This window comes from Xanthobacter dioxanivorans (assembly GCF_016807805.1).
Lineage (GTDB): Bacteria > Pseudomonadota > Alphaproteobacteria > Rhizobiales > Xanthobacteraceae > Xanthobacter > Xanthobacter dioxanivorans.
Window position 1 is genome coordinate 719,465 of record NZ_CP063362.1, and the last position, 16,602, is coordinate 736,066.

The following is a 16,602-nucleotide window of genomic DNA, read 5'->3' on the forward strand; positions in this document are numbered from 1 at the left end:
GTGTCGGCGCCGGCCCTGGCGGGCTCATGGCGTGGCCGCGGCAAAGCGATGGCGGAGGCGGGGCAGCGCTCACGAAGGCGTGTGGCGCGGCAGGCCGAAAAAGAAAAAGGGGTTCCCGGCCAGGCCGGGAACCCCCTTCGACGCGAGGCGTCGGATCAGAACTTGTAGTTCACGCCCAGCTTCGCGGTGCTGAGATTGGTGCCCACCGACAGCTGGTCGCCGTTGACGAGGGTGTTGCTGGTATTGTCGAAGTTGAGATAGAGATACTCAGCCTTGACGGTCCAGTTGTTGGTGATGGCGTATTCCACGCCCGCACCCACGGTCCAGCCCCACTTGGTGGTGTCGTAGCTGATGCCGAACGGGTCGGAATAGTTCATCTTGGCCCAGGCGGCGCCGCCGGTGATGTACGGCAGGAAGCGGTCCATCGCGTAGCCGAGGCGGGCGCGGATGGTGCCGAAATAGTCGACGTTCTGGGAGGCGAGAATGCCGCCCGCCGGGCCACCGACGAGGACCGCGCTCGATCCGATGTCCGCCCACTCCAGATCCGCCTCGGCGCCGAGCACCACGTTGTTGGCGAACTGATAGTTGTAGCCGACCTGGCCGCCGCCGAAGAAGCCGTTGGAGCCGCCGAGGTCATAGGAATAGGTGAAGGGCGAACCAAACGCCGTGTAGTCGTAGGTGTTGCTCGCCCAGCCCCAGCCCACGTTGCCGCCGATATAGAAGCCGGTCCAGGAGAACATCGGCACAGGAATCGGCGCCGCCTTCACGGGATAGCGGGTCGACAGGTCGGCCGCCGACGCGGAGCCGGCCAGAAGAACCAGGGCTGTGGCCCCGAGAAGTGCACGCTTCAACATGATCATTACCTTCTTTGGTTCGGTCGGCGTCGTCCCGGAGGACCCTCGCCGAAGGTGGTTCTTTCATACAGCCGAGGGCCGCGAGCGTCTGTAGCGAACGGGCCACACCCCCAAAATCAAACCGGGCAGAGATGTGGCAACTTTCTAATGTTCCTTTACAGATGTGACGCGGCCTTGGGTAAAAAGTGGCAGAGGTGAGATTGTTCCCATGTTCCGCCACAAATCATGCCCTAGCGTCAGGCTTTCGCTCAGAAGCGAAAATTGACGCCTGCCCGCAGAATATTGGCATCAAGGCCGGTAGTAACGGGCCCGGTGAGGGTCGGAAAGGTTGCGCTGCCAAGATCTACGTAAAGATATTCAGCCCTCGCGCTCCAGTTCCGATCGAGGGCGAACTCCGCGCCGGCGCCGAGAGTCCAGCCCGTCTGGGTGGCGCTGGAGGACAGGCCGAAGAAATCGAGGCTGCCCTGGCCGTAGGCAAAGCCGCCGGTGCCGTAAACCAGCACGCGGTCGAAGGCATAGCCGGCGCGGGCCCGCACCGTGCCGAAATAGTCGAGGCCGAAGGTGCCGCCGGAGATGCCGGAGAGGTTGAAGTCGGTCTCGACGCCCAGCACGAAGGGGCTGGCGAACTGGAAGTTATAGCCCGCCTGCAGGCCGCCCACGGCGCCGGCGGGGCTGTCGAAGCCCGACGAGCCCCAGCCATAGCCGACATTGGCGCCCAGATAGAAGCCGGTCCAGGTGAACACCGGCGCCGGCTGCGCATAGGCGACGGGGGCGTAGCGGCCCGACAGGTCGGCCGCGGCCGCTGGGGCGGCGAGCCCGAGCCCGGCCGCGAGCCCGGCCAGGACAGCGGTGGAAGCGAGCAGACGCAAACGCATGGACAGGTCCTCCAGAAATGTCGCCGGCGCCTGCCGCGCCCGGGCTTGCCGCGACCCTCGCAGGGGAACCTTGCCCATTTCTGTCCGGCCGAGCCTCGCCCGCCGGGATGCCTAACACCGGGTTAATCGGACATCTCATTGAAAAACAAGGCGAATATCTTCATTGCCCGATCGCCGCCCGGCGTCGCGTGGCGGCCGCATGCGGCCATGGTTGAGCAGGGGTAAACGCAATGGCGGCCGCCTCGGCGATTCCCTCCGCCGCCCGGGCGCATTACATAGGGGCCATGACCGGCAGACGCCCCATCGACCCGCCCGAAATCGCCCTCGCCAAGGCCGACCCCGCTCTCCCGCCGGAAGCGGAGGACGCGGAGGACATGGACGAGGAGGGCCTGGTCCTCCTCGACACGCAGGACGCGCCGCTCCCCGGCGAGGAGAGCCTCGCTTCCGGCCGCGCGGCCATCGTGCGCGCGGCGAAGCACGCACCCGCCGGTCCCGGCGTCTACCGCATGATCGCGGCGGACGGCACGGTCCTCTATGTGGGCAAGGCGAAGAGCATCCGGAAGCGGGTGCTCAGCTATACCCGCCCGGTGGGCCACACCAACCGCATCGCCCGGATGATCGCCGCCACCGCGTCCATGGAATTCGTCTCCACCCGCAGCGAGCCGGAAGCGTTGCTGCTGGAGGCCAACCTGGTCAAGCAGCTGAAGCCGCGCTTCAACGTGCTGCTGCGCGACGACAAGTCCTTCCCCTACATCCTCATCACCGCCGACCATGCCGCGCCGCAGATCGCCAAGCACCGCGGCGCCCGCAACCGGCCCGGCGACTATTACGGCCCGTTCGCCAGCGTGTGGGCGGTGGACCGCACCATCAACGCGCTGGAGCGCGCCTTCCTGCTGCGCTCCTGCTCCGACAGCTATTACGAGAACCGCTCCCGGCCCTGCCTGCTGTTCCAGATCAAGCGCTGCGCCGGCCCCTGCACCGGCGAGGTGAGCCAGGAGGATTATGCCGAGCTGGTGCGCGAGGCCCGCGCCTTCCTCTCCGGCCGCTCGCGCGCCATCAAGGAGGAGCTGGCGCGGGAGATGGACGCGGCCTCGCAGGACCTGGAGTTCGAGCGCGCCGCCCGCCTGCGCGACCGCCTCGCCGCGCTCTCGGCGGTGCAGGGCTCGCAGGGCATCAATCCGCGCGGGGTCGAGGAGGCGGACGTGTTCGCCTGCCACCAGCAGGGCGGCGCCACCTGCATCGAGGTGTTCTTCTTCCGCACTGGCCAGAACTGGGGCAACCGCGCCTATTATCCACGCGCCGACCGCTCCCTGAGCGAGGCCGAGGTGCTGGGCGCCTTCCTCGCGCAGTTCTACGAGGACAAGCCCTGCCCGCGCCTCGTCCTGCTCTCCCACAAGGTGGAGGATCAGGCGCTGCTGGCCGAGGCGCTGTCGGAGAAGACCGGCCACCGCATCGAGATCGCCGTGCCCCAGCGCGGCGAGAAGCGCGACCTCGTCGAGCACGCGCTCCAGAACGCCCGCGAGGCGCTCGCCCGCACCTTGGCCGAGACCGCCACCCAGGCCAGGCTTCTGGAGGGGGTCGCGACCGCCTTCGGGCTGGCCCGGCCGCCCCGGCGGATCGAGGTCTACGACAATTCCCACATCATGGGCACCAATGCGGTGGGCGGCATGATCGTGGCGGGGCCGGAGGGGTTCCGCAAATCCCAGTACCGCAAGTTCAACATCAAGTCGGCGGACCTCGTGCCCGGCGACGATTTCGGCATGATGCGCGAGGTGCTTCGCCGCCGCTTCTCCCGGCTGCTCAAGGAAGCGCCGCGGGAGGGGGCGGCCGGGCCGGACGGCGTGGATGCCGAGGCAGCATCGGAGCAGGCGGCGCTCCCGCCAGAGGTTGATTCCCCCTCACCCCAGCCCTCTCCCGCAAGGGGAGAGGAAGTCCCACCGCCGGCGCCACAGCTTCTCCCTCTCCCCTTGCGGGAGAGGGGCGGGGTGAGGGGTGAAGGCCTCCCCGAGGGCCTCCTCTCGGGCGACGAGATCCCCGCCCCCGCCTCCCGTGCGGATCGGGACAGCAGCCAAGCCGATCCCCCGGACGAACCCGAGGCCCTCCCCGACGCCGCCGAGGCCTCCCCCTGGCCCGACCTCGTCCTCATCGACGGCGGCCTCGGCCAGCTGAACGTGGCGCGGCAGGTGCTGGACGAGCTTTGCATCACCGACGTGCCGCTGGTGGGCATCGCCAAGGGCCTCGATCGCGAGGCCGGGCGCGAGCAGTTCTTCCTGCCCGGCCGCGCGCCCTTCCGCATGGAACCGCGCGATCCGGTGCTCTATTTCATCCAGCGCCTGCGCGACGAGGCCCACCGCTTCGCCATCGGTTCCCACCGGGCGCGGCGCAAGAAGGACATCACGGAAGCCGGGCTGCAGGCGATCGTGGGGGTCGGACCCACCCGCAAGCGGGCTCTGCTGCGCCATTTCGGCACGCTGAAGGCCATCGAGCGGGCCTCGCTGGCGGACCTCGAGCAGGTGGCCGGCATCAATGCCGGCACCGCCAAGGCGGTGTATGATTACTTCCATGAACGGCCCACATCGTGAGGCCGTCGGAGCTGCGGAGGCTTCCGCCCGCCGCTCCCACGGCCTAAATAGGATCCCAGACGGAGCGCATGAGGCGGCTCCCCCACCGGCGACGTGATGGTGATGGCCGAGGCAGCGACCCGTTCTTCCCCTTCTTCGGCCCCCGGCCAGGGCCGGCGCAGCCATGCGCTCTCCTTGCCGAACCTGCTCACCTACGCCCGCTGCGTGGCCGTGCCGCTGGTGGCCGCCTGCCTGTTCTGGTCGGATATCCTGGCCGGCGGGCTGTGGCTGCGCTGGGTGGCGCTCGCCCTCTACGTGGCCGCCGCCATCACCGACTTCTTCGATGGCTACCTCGCCCGCGTCTGGTCGCAGCAATCGGCCATCGGGCGGATGCTGGACCCCATCGCCGACAAGCTGCTGGTGTCCACCTGCCTTTTGATGCTCGCCTCCGACGGCACCATCCGCGGCTGGTCCCTGTGGGCCGCCATCGTCATCCTGTGCCGCGAGATCCTGGTCTCCGGCCTGCGCGAGTTCCTCGCCGAGCTGCGCGTCTCGGTACCGGTGTCGCGCCTGGCCAAATGGAAGACGACCATGCAGCTCGTCGCCGTGGGCGTGCTCATCACCGGACAGGCGGGCGAGGCGGTGCTGCCGGGGGTGAACCTCATCGGCCTCATCCTGCTGTGGATCTCCGCCGTGCTCACGCTCTATACGGGCTACGATTATTTCAGCGCCGGCGCCCGGCACCTGGTGGAGGACGAGCCGTGAGGGTGCTCTATTTCGCCTGGCTGCGCGAGCGGGTCGGGCTCGCCGAGGAAGACGTGGCGCCGCCGCCGGAAGTCTCGACCGTCGCCGACCTCGCCCGCTGGCTCGCGGGCCGCGACGAGGCCCACGCTCATGCCTTCGAGAACCCGGCCGTCGTGCGCGCCGCCCTCGACCGGCGCCACGTGAAGCCGGACACCCCCCTGGGCGGCGCGCGGGAGATCGCCTTCTTCCCCCCCATGACCGGAGGCTGAGCGGCGTGTTCACCGTGCGCATCCAGGAGCCCCCCTTCGACGCCGCGGCGGAGAGCGCCAGCCTCACCCTCGGCCGCACCGACGTCGGCGCCGTGGTCACCTTCACCGGCCTGTGCCGCGCCGATGCGGGCGCCGACGGCGCGGCCCTCGCCGCGCTGACGCTGGAGCATTATCCCGGCATGGCGGAAGAGGAGATCACGCGGCATCTGGAGGAGGCCCGCCGGCGCTGGCCGCTCCTCGGCGCCACCGTGGTGCACCGGCATGGACGGATCACGCCGGGCGAGCCCATCGTGCTCGTGGTCACCTCCTCGGCGCACCGCTCGGCGGCGTTCCACGCCGCGGAATTCCTCATGGACTGGCTGAAGACCAACGCCCCCTTCTGGAAGAAGGAGGAGCGCGCCGACGGCGGCGCCTGGGTGGCGGCAAAGGCCAGCGACGACGTGGCGGCGGACCGCTGGACCGCGACCGGGGAAAGCCGGTAAAAGCCTGCGCCGGCGCCCCTTGCGCCGGTCCCCGAGCCATGTCTATTAAACCCTGACTCAATATAAGAGCCGGCCAACGGCCCCTGCTGGTGAGAGAAACGATCCATGGAATTTCGCGTCAGCCTCGAGGGCCGATCCGCGCTGGTCACAGGCGCGTCCGGAGGCCTGGGTGCCTATTTCGCCGAACGGCTCGCCGCGGCCGGCGCGCGCGTGGCCGTCGCGGCCCGGCGCGTGGATGCCTGCGCCGCCCTGTGCGCGCGCATCCGCGACGCCGGCGGCGATGCCCTGCCGGTGGCGCTCGACGTGACCGACCCGGCATCCGCCGCACGCGCCGTCGCCGAGGTGACGGATGCGTTCGGGAGCCTCGACATTCTCGTCAACAATGCCGGCGTCACCGCCACCACGCCGCTGCTGAGCGAGACCGCCGCCGAGTGGGACTCGATCCTCGACACCAACCTCAAGGGCGGCTTCCTCGTGGGCCAGGCCGCGGCCCGCGCCATGGCCGAGAGCAAACGGGGCGGCAGCATCGTCAACGTCGCCTCCATCCTCGGGCTGCGGGTCGCCGGGCAGGTGGCAGCCTATTCGGCCTCCAAGGCCGCCCTGGTGCAGCTGACCAAGTCCATGGCCCTGGAATGGGCGCGCTACGCCATCCGCGCCAATGCCCTGTGCCCCGGCTATGTGGAGACCGACCTCAACCGCGACTTCTTCGCGAGCGAGGCCGGCAAGGCCCTCGTCAAGCGCATCCCCTATCGCCGGCTCGGCGCCCTCGCCGACCTCGAGGGGCCGCTGCTGTTCCTGTGTTCCGATGCCTCGGCCTATGTGACCGGGACGACGCTGGTGGTCGATGGCGGCCACCTCGTCTCCTCGCTCTGACACGCACCTGACGCGCGAGGCACTGCTTTCCCTCCGGCCCCGCTTCCGTTGGGCCGGCCGACCCCATAAGCTCATCGCGGCGCGAGCGCCGAGGAGGAACTGATGCGACACAAGGTGTACCCGGACGCAAAAAGTGCACTGGACGGGGTGATCAGCGACGGCATGCTGGTCATGGCCGGCGGGTTCGGCCTGTGCGGCATCCCCGAGAATCTCATCGCGGCCATCCGCGAGCTCGGGCCGAAGCACCTCACCGTCGTGTCCAACAATTGCGGCGTGGACGATTTCGGCCTCGGCATCCTGCTCGCCAACGGCCAGATCAAGAAGATGATCTCGTCCTACGTGGGCGAGAACAAGCTGTTCGAGCAGCTCTACCTCGCCGGCGACCTGGAGCTGGAGTTCAACCCGCAGGGGACCCTGGCCGAGCGCATCCGCGCCGGCGGCGCCGGTATCGCCGGCTTCTACACCAAGACCGGCTACGGCACGATCATCGCCGAGGGCAAGCCGACCCGCGAGTTCAACGGCCAGCACTATGTGCTGGAGACCGGCCTCGTCGCCGACCTGTCCATCATCAAGGCGTGGAAGGCCGACAAGGAAGGCAACCTCGTTTACCGCAAGACGGCGCGCAACTTCAACCCGATGATGGCCACCGCCGGCAAACTCACCATCGTCGAGGTGGAGGAGCTGGTGGAGATCGGCGAGCTCGATCCCGAGAACATCCACACCCCCGGCATCTATGTGGACCGCATCGTGGTCGAAGTGGGCGCCGAGAAGCGGATCGAGAAGGTGACCACCCGCAAGCGCGAAGAGGTGAAGTGATGGCCTGGACCCGTGAGCAGATGGCGGCCCGCGCCGCCCAGCAGATCCGCGACGGCTTCTACGTGAACCTCGGTATCGGCATCCCCACCCTGGTGGCCAATGCCCTGCCGCCGGGCATGACCGTCTCCTTCCAGAGCGAGAACGGCATGCTCGGCATCGGCCCGTTCCCCTATGAGGGCGAGGAGGATCCCGACCTCATCAACGCCGGCAAGCAGACCGTGACCGAGGTGCCGGACACCTCCTATTTCTCCAGCGCCGACTCGTTCGCCATGATCCGCGGCGGCCACATGGACCTTTCCATCCTTGGCTCCATGCAGGTGTCCGAAGTGGGCGACATCGCCAACTGGATGGTGCCCGGCAAGATGGTGAAGGGCATGGGCGGCGCCATGGATCTCGTCGCCGGCGCCAAGGAAGTCATCGTGCTCATGGAGCACGTGGAGAAGTCCGGCGCGCCCAAGCTGGTGGAGCGGTGCACCCTGCCGCTCACCGGCACCCACGTGACCGACTTCGTCATCACCGACCTCGCCGTGTTCGAGTTCACCAAGCGCGGCGGCACGCTGGTGCTGAAGGAGCTCGCGCCGGGCGTGACCCTCGACGAGATCAAGGCCAAGACCGCCGCCAAGTTCGAAATCGGCCTCACCTGAGGCCGGCCCCGGGGCCTCGAGGCCCCGGCCGGGCAATCACGCGCGGGCAATTTTCCTGGATCCGGCCGCAGGGCTCCTCCGCATCGCGGGGGGGCCCTTTCGGTTTCAGGCGGCCGGCCGGGGACGCAGCGCCGGCGGAAGGGTCAGGCTCACGTCGGCGGCGTCGAGGATCTCGCGCAGCAGCGGGCCATGCAGCACCTCGTATTCCACCTCGCGCTGGTGGGTGAGCGGATCGCGCGCCGTCAGGGGATCATCCACCCGGCCCGGATGGACCATCACCAGCCCGCCATCCGGCACGCCCTTGAGGAAATGGGCGAGGAGCGTCGCGAAGTCGTGGTCGGCGGAGAAGTCATAGGCGCCGCCGAAGCCGCGATTGGTGCTCAGCCCCAGCTGCGCCGCGGCGCGCGCGAATCCCGTGGCGAAGGTGCCGATGACCCGGCCCTTGAGATCGAAGCCGTGCAGCGCCCCCCTGGCCGGGGTCACGTCCCTGAGCCAGGCCTGCGGTGCATGGCGCGCCGTGGCCTTGAGCACGGCGGCGCGGACCACCGGCAGCACGTGCACGTGCTGGTGGCCGTCCACATGGTGGGGCGGATGGCCGAAGGCCGCGGCAAAGGCGAGGAACTGCGCCTCCACCTCCGCCGCCACCGCCTTCGGATCGAGCCGGCGCGTCATCGCCGCGAGGAGCAGGGGGGAGAGGGCTGGAAAGGTGCCCGCCGGCCCCGCCATGCCTGAGGTGAGCGGCGCGAAGGTTCCGGTGAGCGTCACATGCAGGCCGAGGCTCGCCCCCGTGCCCTCGGCCGCCGCCTTCAGCGCCGCGGCCTCCTCGGCGAGGCCGTCGAACACGGTCATGACCGAGGTGGCGTTGATGCAGCGGCCGGCCACCAGCTGGCGGATGGCCAGCGACACCCCGGGGGCGATGGCGTAGTCGTCGGCGCAGAGCGCCACGTGCTTCACGGCTCGGCCCTCGAGGCGAGGGCGACCGGATGGGGCGGCACCTGCCCGCCCGCCACCTGCCCCGCCATGGCGTGCCCGCCGGCCTCGGCGGCGGCGCGGTTGAGCACGTGGTCGGCCACGTAATAGACCGGCCGCGCCTTGATCTCGGAGAGGATGCGGGCGATGTACTCGCCCATCACGCCCATTACCAGCAGCTGCGTGCCGCCGATCACCATCAGGCCGACGACGATGGAGGGATAGCCCGGCAGGGGAATGCCCCAGAACAGGCGCTCCACCACGATCCATCCGCCATAGAGCAGCGCCAGCCCGGCCAGCGCCGCGCCGAACAGGGCGGCGAGGCGCAGCGGCGCCGGCGAGAAGGAGGTGAGCGCCTCCATGGACAGGCCAAGCAGCCGCAGGAAGCTCCAGGAGCTGGAGCCGTGGGCCCGTGGCGCCGGGCGGTACGGCACCGCGATCTGGCGGAAGCCGATCCAGCTCGTCAGGCCCTTGAAGAAGCGGTTGCGCTCCGGCATCCGCCGCAACGCCGCGGCGGCGCGCGGGGAGAGGATGCGGAAGTCCGCCGCATCCTCCGGGATGCGCGTGGACGCCCCGAAGTTCAACATGCGGTAGAAGATGCGGACGAAGGTGCGGCGCGAGGCTGGCTCGTCGGAGCGATCCTCCTTCACCGCGTAGGCCACGTCCCACCCCTCGTCCTTCCACAGGCGCAGGAAGGTGGGGATCATCTCGGGCGGGTGCTGCCCGTCCCCGTCCATGAACAGCACGGCGTCGCCCCGGGCGTGGTCGAGGCCGGCCATGAGGGCGGCCTCCTTGCCGAAATTGCGCGAGAGCGCCACCACCTGGACGTCGATGCCGAGCACCGGCAGGCCGGCGGCGAGCGCGGCGCTGTTGTCGCGGCTGCCGTCGTCCACATAGACGATCTCCAGCCGCAGGCCGCGCGTGCGGGCCTCCGACGCGGCGATGGCACTGAGCCGGGCGTGGAAGCCGGCGAGCCCGCCGGCTTCGTTGTAGAGTGGAACGACGATGCTGAGATCTGGTGTCATGGTCCGTCTGTCGAGCCCGTGCGCCGTGTCGATGTGCTGTAGCCGCCCTCGCGCCAGCGGGGGCGAAAATTTTCCGGCGGGCGCGGAACCCCGATCCTTTCCCGGCGTTGACTGGGGTGCGCGATCACCCCCCCATTGATCGTGCCATTGGCGCGGCCGCCTTACCCCCAGGGCGGCCGCGTCGTCATTTTCGGGCCTCCGCGCACCCGGGTTCCCCGCGCATTCGGAGGCTTCATTGCGGCATATCAAGACCCGAGACTTTGGGCGAGTTTAGGGTAAGGTCGCGTCGTCCACACGGCCGAACGGGGGCCTTCCCACATGATTCGCGACATTTTGGTCAATCTCGCCCAGGGCACCGACAAGGACGTGGCGCGCGACTTCGCAGCCAGTCTCGCCGCGAGCTTCGGCGCCCACCTCACCGGGCTGACGGTCGCCTACGAAATCGACGTGCCGCCCTTTTACATGGGCGCGCTGCCCACCGACTTCATCGACGCCCAGGTGCTGGAGAACCAGGCCGCGGCGGACAAGGCCGCCCAGGGCTTCACCGCCGCCGCCACCGCCGCGGGCGTGACCCACGACGTGCGCACCCTCACCGCATCGCTGGGCGTCGCCGCCAGCACCTTCGCCGACATGTCGCGGCTGTTCGACATCACCGTCGTCGGCCAGCCCGATCCGGACCGGCCGGGCCCGGAGGAGGTGATCGCCGAGACGGTGCTGATCGAATCCGGCCGCGCCGTGCTGATCGTGCCCTACGTGCAGACCAAGCCCTTCACCCCCGACCGGGCGGTGGTGGCGTGGGACGGCAGCCGCGCGGCGGCCCGGGCGCTGGCCGAGGCCCTGCCCCTGCTGCATCGCACCAAGGACGTGGAGATCTTCCGCGTCACCCGCCACGAGGAAGACGAAGATACCGCCGGCCAGGAGGTGGCGCGCCACCTCGCCCGCCATGGCGTGGCCGCCAAGGTGCGCCGCCTTCCGGTGAGCTCGGGCGAGCCCATCGCCGCGGCCATCCTCAACGAGGTCTCCGACCAGGGCGCCGATTTCGTGGTGATGGGCGGCTACGGCCACTCCCGCCTGCGCGAGCTGGTGATGGGCGGCGTGACCCGCGAGATCCTCGCCACCATGACGGTGCCGGTGCTGATGGCCCACTGAGGACGCCCGCGCCGGCAGCGGCCGGCATAAAAAAGCCCCGGCCGACGGCCGGGGCTTTTTGCTGTGGCGAGGATACGCAGGAGTGACGCGCCGCGATGGCGCGACGCCCGCGTTCAGTCCTCGTAATCTTCTTCCTCGTTCTTCTTCGATCCGCCGAGCTTGGCGAAGACGGTCTCAAGATCGAGGGATTCGCGGCCCTTGGGCGCGTCCTCGTCGTGCTCGTGCCCGGTGGTGACGTCGGCGGGCAGCAGCGTCGCGCCACGATCCTCGTGCGCGGCGGTGGCCGGCCGGTCCTTGGCGGCGCGCTGCACCTCCAGATCGAGGTCGATCTGGCTGCACAGGCCCAGCGTCACCGGGTCCATGGGCGAGAGCTGCGCCGAATTCCAGTGCGTGCGCTCGCGGATGGACTGGATGGTGGCCTTGGTGGTGCCCACCAGGCGGATGATCTGCGCGTCCTTCAGCTCGGCATGGTTGCGCAGCAGCCAGAGGATGGCGTTCGGCCGGTCGTGCCGGCGCGAGACCGGGGTGTAGCGCGGGCCGCGGCGCTTCTTCTGCTCCGGCAGGCGCACCTTGGATTCCAGCAGCTTCAGCCGGCGGTTGGGATCCTTCTCGGCGAAGGAGATCTCGTCGCGGGACAACTGGCCGGTGGAGATGGGGTCGAGCCCCTTGATCCCCTGCGCCACTTCGCCGTCGGCGATGCCCTTCACCTCGAGGGGGTGCAGCTTGCAGAAGTCACCGATCTGCTCGAAGGACAGGGCCGTATTGTCCACCAGCCAGACGGCGGTGGCCTTGGGCATCAGCGGTACGTTCGACATGGCGGCCTCTTGGGTCTTGTGAGTCTTTTCTGATCTTGGACACGCCGGCATGGAACGCGCGGGGCGCCCGCATCTGGCGTCCGGAAACGTGCGGGTTCGCATGGTCGCCCCTCCCCTGGGGCGGACCGCGGAACGCATCGCGATGTCCGGGATGCGTTCAACATAAGCGCGCCGGGGTAAAGTTGCAAATGATGCGGGCGGTAAAACGGCGGAGAGCCCCGGCAGCCGGCTTGACACGCGCCGCCCGAAACCGCCAATTCGCCGGATGCCCGATCTGGATCCACCGCCCATGGACGCCGCAGACAAGCCGCCGCTGCAGATTCTCCTGTGCGCGCCGCGCGGCTTCTGCGCCGGCGTGGTGCGGGCCATCGACGCCGTGGAGCAGGCCCTGCGGATCTACGGCGCGCCGGTCTATGTGCGGCACGAGATCGTGCACAACAAGTATGTGGTGGAAGACCTGAAGCGGAAGGGCGCCATCTTCGTCGAGGAGCTGGACGAGGTGCCGGATACGCGCGCGCCGGTCATCTTCTCCGCCCACGGCGTGCCGAAGTCGGTGCCGGAGGAAGCCTCCGGGCGCAACCTCTTCGCCATCGACGCCACCTGCCCCCTGGTCACCAAGGTGCACCGCGAGGCGCAGGTGCACTTCAAGCGCGCCCGGCACATCCTGCTGATCGGCCACAAGGGCCATCCGGAGGTGGTGGGCACCATCGGCCAGCTGCCGCAGGGCGCCTTCACCCTCGTCGAGACGGCGGAGGACGCCCGCACGGTGGCGCCGGCTGATCCGGAAAACCTCGCTTACGTGACGCAGACGACCCTGTCGCTGGACGACACGGCGGAGATCGTCGCCATCCTGCGCGCGCGCTTCCCCAGGCTCAGCGAGCCGCACAAGGAAGACATCTGCTACGCCACCACCAACCGCCAGGAGGCGGTGAAGATCGTCGCGCCGAAGGTGGACGCCATGGTGGTGGTGGGCGCGCCCAACTCCTCCAACTCCCAGCGCCTGCGCGAGGCGGCCGAGCGCGCCGGGTGCCGCCGCTCCGCCCTGGTGCAGCGCGCCGCCGATATCGACTGGGCGCTGTTCTCCGGCCTCTCCAGCCTGGGCGTGACCGCCGGCGCGTCCGCCCCCGAGGTGCTGGTGGAGGAGATCATCGACGCCTTCGCCGCGCGCTATGACGTCACCGTGGAGACGGTGACCTCGATCGAGGAGGACGTGTTCTTCCCCCTGCCGCGCGCGTTGCGGCCGGATGCGGCGGAGTAGGCGGTGGCGGTCTATACGGACGTCTCGCCGGCGGAGCTCGGAACCTTCCTGTCCGGCTACGACATCGGCACCCTGACCTCCTTCCACGGCATCGCCGAGGGGGTCGAGAACTCCAACTTCCTGGTCCAGACGACCACCGGCAGCTACATCCTCACCCTCTACGAGAAGCGGGTGAAGACCGGCGACCTGCCGTTCTTCATCGGCCTCATGCAGCACCTGGCCGCGCGCGGGCTCTCCTGCCCGCAGCCGGTGGCGGCCCGCTCCGGGGCAATGCTGGCGCAGATCGCCGACCGGCCGGCGGCCATGGTCACCTTCCTGCCCGGCGTCTCGGTGCGCCGGCCCACGGCGCAGCATTGCGCCGAGCTCGGCCACGGCCTTGCACAGCTGCACCTCGCCGGGGCGGATTTCCCCATGCGCCGGGCCAACGCCCTCTCCGTCGCCGGCTGGCGGCCCCTGTTCGAGGCGGCGGGAAGCCAGGCCGACGACGTGGCGCCGGGCCTTGCCGCCACCATCGCCGAGGAGCTCGGCCGCCTTGAGGCGAGCTGGCCGGCGGACCTGCCGTCCGGCGTGATCCATGCCGACCTGTTCCCCGACAACGCCTTCTTCCTCGACGACCGGCTGTCGGGGATCATCGACTTCTATTTCGCCTGCACCGATTTCCTCGCCTATGACGTGGCGGTGTGCCTCAACGCCTGGTGCTTCGAGGCGGACGGCGCCTACAACGTCACCAAGGGGCGCGCGCTCCTTGCCGGCTATGAGGCGCTCCGGCCCCTGTCCCCGGCCGAAAAGGCGGCGCTGCCCCGCCTTGCCCGCGGCGCCGCCCTGCGCTTTTTGCTCACCCGCCTCGTGGACTGGCTGAACGTGCCGGAGGGCGCGCTGGTGCGGCCCAAGGATCCGCTCGAATATCTGCGCAAGCTGCGCTTCCACCGCGCCGTCGACAGCGCGCAGGACTATGGCCTGGTCGCATGAGGGTGCCGGCATGAAGGACGTGGCGGTCTTCACGGACGGGGCCTGCTCGGGCAATCCCGGCCCCGGCGGCTGGGGGCGCTGCTGCGCTTCGGGGCGCACGAACGGGCGCTCAGCGGCGGCGAGGCGCTGACCACCAACAACCGCATGGAGCTGATGGGCGCCATCTCGGCGCTGGAGGCCCTGAAGGAGCCCTGCGCGGTGGACCTGCACACCGACAGCGCCTACCTGAAGGATGGCGTCACCAAGTGGATGCACGGCTGGAAGCGAAACGGCTGGCGCACCGCCGACAGGAAGCCGGTGAAGAACCAGGACCTGTGGGAGCGCCTGGACGCCGCGCTGAAGCGCCACCAGATCCGCTGGCACTGGGTGAAAGGCCATGCCGGCCACCCCGAGAACGAGCGCGCCGACGAGCTGGCGCGCGAAGGCATGGCGCCGTTCAAGCTGAAGGGGCGGCTGGGAGGATAGGAATGGGTTCTGGCTGCGTCCGATGGATCAGGCCGAACACCTGATCGGCATCGGCGATGCAGAGGAAGCGGGGCACCGGATCGAGCGATGGCACGAGCGCTCCAGGATTTTGCCGCAAATCGACATCCTCCCGCGCGAACGAAATGGTTTGGCCGCTGGGCCATTGCTGCAGATCGATGACATTGAGCCTGGCGCGCACGAGTATGGTCACCCCGCCCAGAAAAGCGTCCTGCAGGATGATGATGCGACGATCCGTGACCGCATAGGTCGTGTGGCGGCGGATGTGGGCATCGAGGACATGGCGTCCGCCGTACAACGCCGCCCAGCCAACAGCGAAGACAACTGGCCCGCCCCGTCGGCCGACGGGAGCAGGACCACCGGCGACCAGCCAGGTGTAGAGTGCGAAACCGAGGACGGCAGCGGCCACGAGGGAAACGAGGACCGGGGCGAAGTCTATCGGCGCGAACAGCAGTCCCTGCTTCGGCCGGCCCGCCCAGAGCACTCGCTCGCCGCGAAGGAGCCTCCCGGCGAGGCGCCGCTCCATATCGATCCGCATTGTTCCCCCTCATCCCGCCGCGGATAGCGGAACAACACCCTGCTGCGGGGCCGGCTATCCGGCCCCGCAGCCAACCGAGATCAGGACCCCATCACTTCCCGCGCTTGAACGTGTTCCACACCTTGGTGATCACCCGCTGCACCGGCGGTTCGTTGGTGGTCACGATGAACAGGCGATCGAACGTCTCCTTGTCCGGGTAGATGGCCGGATTGTTCAGGATCTCCTTGTCGATGAATTTCTGCGACTCGAGGTTTCCGTTGGCGTAGGAGATGAAGTTTGAGTTCTTCGCCGCCACCTCTGGCTTCATCATGTAGTTGATGAAGGTGAGCGCATTGTCGATGTTCTTCGCATCCTTGGGGATGGCGAAATTGTCGAACCACATGAGCGCGCCTTCCTTCGGAATGACGTACTCGATGTTCACCGGCGGCTTCTTGGTCTTCTTCGCGGCCTCGGCGGCGCGGGTCTTGGCCTGGAACACGTCGCCCGACCAGCCCACGGCCAGACAGATGTCGCCGCGAGCCAGCGCGTTGATGTAGCCCGAGGAATCGAACTTCTTGATGAAGGGCCGGACCTTCATCAGCAGTTCGCCGGCCTTGGCGATGTCGTCCGGATTCTTGGAGTTGGGATCAATCCCCAGATACTTCATGGCGGAGGGGATGACCTCCTCCGGGCCATCCAGGAAATAAACGCCGCAATCCTTCAGCTTGGACAGGATCTCCGGCTTGAACACGATGTCCCACGTGTTCATGGGGATGTCGCCGAGGCGCGCCTTCACCTTGTCGGCGTTGAAGCCGATGCCGGTGGTGCCCCACATGTAGTTCACCGCGTGCTCGTTGCCGGGATCATACACGGCGAGGCGCTTGGTGACCTCCGGCCAGGCATATTGCAGGTTGGGGATCTTGGACTTGTCGAGGGGAATGAAGATGCCGGCCTTGATCTGGCGCTGCAGGAAGGAGCCCGACGGCACCACCACGTCGTAGCCGGTCTTGCCCGCCAGCAGCTTCGTCTCCAACACCTCGTTGCTGTCGAAGACATCGTAGCGGACCTTGATGCCCGTCTCCTTGGTGAAGTCCTCAAGCACCGTGGGGTCGATATAATCGGACCAGTTGAAGACGTTCAGGACCTTGTCCTGGGCGAGGGCCGCCCCGGAGAAACCGAACGTGGCACACAGAAGTGCCGCTACGAAATGACGACGCATCCGCCGTTCTCCTCTTGCGCGAGGGCCGGTTCTGCTGCCCGCCCCCATGACCGGAAGGCTATTGCGTCGCGCAACGCCGC

General features: G+C 68.6%; 18 protein-coding genes. 11 read left to right on the forward strand and 7 right to left on the reverse strand.

The features are described from left to right. Positions 1 to 155 precede the first annotated feature (155 nt). Positions 156 to 854 carry an outer membrane protein gene (locus tag EZH22_RS03365; RefSeq protein WP_203194366.1) on the reverse strand — a complete coding sequence of 233 codons (699 nt, stop codon included), beginning with the start codon at positions 852 to 854 and terminating at the stop codon, positions 156 to 158. Between the two features lie 248 nt (positions 855 to 1,102). After that, complete coding sequence (locus EZH22_RS03370; RefSeq protein ID WP_203194367.1) at positions 1,103 to 1,729, reverse strand: outer membrane protein; 627 nt, start codon at positions 1,727 to 1,729, stop codon at positions 1,103 to 1,105. Positions 1,730 to 2,013: 284 nt separating this feature from the next. Between EZH22_RS03370 and uvrC the strand changes: the two genes are divergently transcribed. The 7 genes from uvrC (at position 2,014) to EZH22_RS03405 (ending at position 8,118) form a co-directional block, all read left to right on the forward strand. Further along, positions 2,014 to 4,311, forward strand: coding sequence for an excinuclease ABC subunit UvrC (gene uvrC / locus EZH22_RS03375; RefSeq protein WP_203194368.1), 2,298 nt, complete (start codon positions 2,014 to 2,016; stop codon positions 4,309 to 4,311). 102 nt (positions 4,312 to 4,413) lie between these two features. Beyond that, the gene (gene pgsA, locus EZH22_RS03380) at positions 4,414 to 5,055 is read left to right on the forward strand and encodes a CDP-diacylglycerol--glycerol-3-phosphate 3-phosphatidyltransferase (RefSeq protein ID WP_203194369.1); all 642 of its coding nucleotides are present in this window, start codon (positions 4,414 to 4,416) and stop codon (positions 5,053 to 5,055) included. Next, positions 5,052 to 5,303, forward strand: a complete 252-nt coding sequence (moaD, locus tag EZH22_RS03385) for a molybdopterin converting factor subunit 1 (protein WP_203194370.1) — start codon at positions 5,052 to 5,054, stop codon at positions 5,301 to 5,303. The genes pgsA and moaD overlap by 4 nt, the downstream gene beginning before the upstream one ends. A 5-nt stretch (positions 5,304 to 5,308) precedes the next feature. Next, on the forward strand, positions 5,309 to 5,785 hold the full coding sequence (locus EZH22_RS03390; RefSeq protein WP_408647665.1) for a molybdenum cofactor biosynthesis protein MoaE: 477 nt from the start codon (positions 5,309 to 5,311) through the stop codon (positions 5,783 to 5,785). A gap of 105 nt (positions 5,786 to 5,890) precedes the next feature. Beyond that, complete coding sequence (locus EZH22_RS03395) at positions 5,891 to 6,658, forward strand: SDR family NAD(P)-dependent oxidoreductase (RefSeq protein ID WP_203194371.1); 768 nt, start codon at positions 5,891 to 5,893, stop codon at positions 6,656 to 6,658. 102 nt (positions 6,659 to 6,760) lie between these two features. Further along, positions 6,761 to 7,474 (forward strand): CoA transferase subunit A, encoded by a 714-nt coding sequence (locus EZH22_RS03400; RefSeq protein ID WP_203194372.1) that lies wholly within the window; start codon positions 6,761 to 6,763, stop codon positions 7,472 to 7,474. Then, entirely contained in the window at positions 7,474 to 8,118 is a 645-nt protein-coding gene (locus EZH22_RS03405; protein ID WP_203194373.1) for a CoA transferase subunit B, read from the forward strand. Before EZH22_RS03400 ends, EZH22_RS03405 begins: the two co-directional genes overlap by 1 nt. Positions 8,119 to 8,223: 105 nt before the next feature. Here EZH22_RS03405 and EZH22_RS03410 read toward each other — a convergent pair whose 3' ends face one another. Continuing rightward, entirely contained in the window at positions 8,224 to 9,072 is an 849-nt protein-coding gene (locus tag EZH22_RS03410) for a ChbG/HpnK family deacetylase (protein WP_203194374.1), read from the reverse strand. Beyond that, complete coding sequence (locus EZH22_RS03415) at positions 9,069 to 10,112, reverse strand: glycosyltransferase family 2 protein (RefSeq protein WP_203194375.1); 1,044 nt, start codon at positions 10,110 to 10,112, stop codon at positions 9,069 to 9,071. Before EZH22_RS03415 ends, EZH22_RS03410 begins: the two co-directional genes overlap by 4 nt. A 318-nt stretch (positions 10,113 to 10,430) precedes the next feature. On the opposite strand from EZH22_RS03415, the gene EZH22_RS03420 reads away from it, so the two are divergent. Beyond that, on the forward strand, positions 10,431 to 11,261 hold the full coding sequence (locus EZH22_RS03420) for a universal stress protein (protein WP_203194376.1): 831 nt from the start codon (positions 10,431 to 10,433) through the stop codon (positions 11,259 to 11,261). A 113-nt stretch (positions 11,262 to 11,374) separates the two neighbouring features. Here EZH22_RS03420 and EZH22_RS03425 read toward each other — a convergent pair whose 3' ends face one another. Then, positions 11,375 to 12,076, reverse strand: coding sequence for a DUF1013 domain-containing protein (locus EZH22_RS03425; protein WP_203194377.1), 702 nt, complete (start codon positions 12,074 to 12,076; stop codon positions 11,375 to 11,377). A gap of 289 nt (positions 12,077 to 12,365) precedes the next feature. On the opposite strand from EZH22_RS03425, the gene ispH reads away from it, so the two are divergent. The 3 genes from ispH to rnhA all read left to right on the forward strand — a co-directional run bounded on the left by ispH (position 12,366) and on the right by rnhA (position 14,768). Then, positions 12,366 to 13,334: a 4-hydroxy-3-methylbut-2-enyl diphosphate reductase gene (gene ispH / locus EZH22_RS03430; protein WP_203194378.1), complete on the forward strand. Its 969-nt coding sequence runs from the start codon at positions 12,366 to 12,368 to the stop codon at positions 13,332 to 13,334. Positions 13,335 to 13,337: 3 nt separating this feature from the next. Beyond that, positions 13,338 to 14,303: a homoserine kinase gene (locus EZH22_RS03435; RefSeq protein WP_203194379.1), complete on the forward strand. Its 966-nt coding sequence runs from the start codon at positions 13,338 to 13,340 to the stop codon at positions 14,301 to 14,303. 69 nt (positions 14,304 to 14,372) lie between these two features. Beyond that, positions 14,373 to 14,768: a ribonuclease HI gene (rnhA, locus tag EZH22_RS03440; protein WP_333473730.1), complete on the forward strand. Its 396-nt coding sequence runs from the start codon at positions 14,373 to 14,375 to the stop codon at positions 14,766 to 14,768. On the opposite strand, the gene EZH22_RS03445 is transcribed toward rnhA, so the two are convergent. Both EZH22_RS03445 and EZH22_RS03450 read right to left on the reverse strand, forming a co-directional pair. After that, entirely contained in the window at positions 14,740 to 15,324 is a 585-nt protein-coding gene (locus EZH22_RS03445; protein ID WP_203194380.1) for a PH domain-containing protein, read from the reverse strand. The two genes, rnhA and EZH22_RS03445, sit on opposite strands and share 29 nt — an antisense overlap. A 91-nt stretch (positions 15,325 to 15,415) precedes the next feature. After that, on the reverse strand, positions 15,416 to 16,522 hold the full coding sequence (locus EZH22_RS03450) for a polyamine ABC transporter substrate-binding protein (RefSeq protein WP_203194381.1): 1,107 nt from the start codon (positions 16,520 to 16,522) through the stop codon (positions 15,416 to 15,418). Positions 16,523 to 16,602 lie beyond the last annotated feature (80 nt).

Coding starts and splice junctions, on each gene's coding strand:
- EZH22_RS03365 (WP_203194366.1), bottom strand. CDS start 854: ATGTTGAAGCGTGCACTTCTCGGGGCCACAGCCCTGGTTCTTCTGGCC.
- EZH22_RS03370 (WP_203194367.1), bottom strand. CDS start 1,729: ATGCGTTTGCGTCTGCTCGCTTCCACCGCTGTCCTGGCCGGGCTCGCG.
- uvrC (WP_203194368.1), top strand. CDS start 2,014: ATGACCGGCAGACGCCCCATCGACCCGCCCGAAATCGCCCTCGCCAAG.
- pgsA (WP_203194369.1), top strand. CDS start 4,414: ATGGCCGAGGCAGCGACCCGTTCTTCCCCTTCTTCGGCCCCCGGCCAG.
- EZH22_RS03395 (WP_203194371.1), top strand. CDS start 5,891: ATGGAATTTCGCGTCAGCCTCGAGGGCCGATCCGCGCTGGTCACAGGC.
- EZH22_RS03400 (WP_203194372.1), top strand. CDS start 6,761: ATGCGACACAAGGTGTACCCGGACGCAAAAAGTGCACTGGACGGGGTG.
- EZH22_RS03405 (WP_203194373.1), top strand. CDS start 7,474: ATGGCCTGGACCCGTGAGCAGATGGCGGCCCGCGCCGCCCAGCAGATC.
- EZH22_RS03415 (WP_203194375.1), bottom strand. CDS start 10,112: ATGACACCAGATCTCAGCATCGTCGTTCCACTCTACAACGAAGCCGGC.
- EZH22_RS03420 (WP_203194376.1), top strand. CDS start 10,431: ATGATTCGCGACATTTTGGTCAATCTCGCCCAGGGCACCGACAAGGAC.
- EZH22_RS03425 (WP_203194377.1), bottom strand. CDS start 12,076: ATGTCGAACGTACCGCTGATGCCCAAGGCCACCGCCGTCTGGCTGGTG.
- ispH (WP_203194378.1), top strand. CDS start 12,366: ATGGACGCCGCAGACAAGCCGCCGCTGCAGATTCTCCTGTGCGCGCCG.
- EZH22_RS03445 (WP_203194380.1), bottom strand. CDS start 15,324: ATGCGGATCGATATGGAGCGGCGCCTCGCCGGGAGGCTCCTTCGCGGC.
- EZH22_RS03450 (WP_203194381.1), bottom strand. CDS start 16,522: ATGCGTCGTCATTTCGTAGCGGCACTTCTGTGTGCCACGTTCGGTTTC.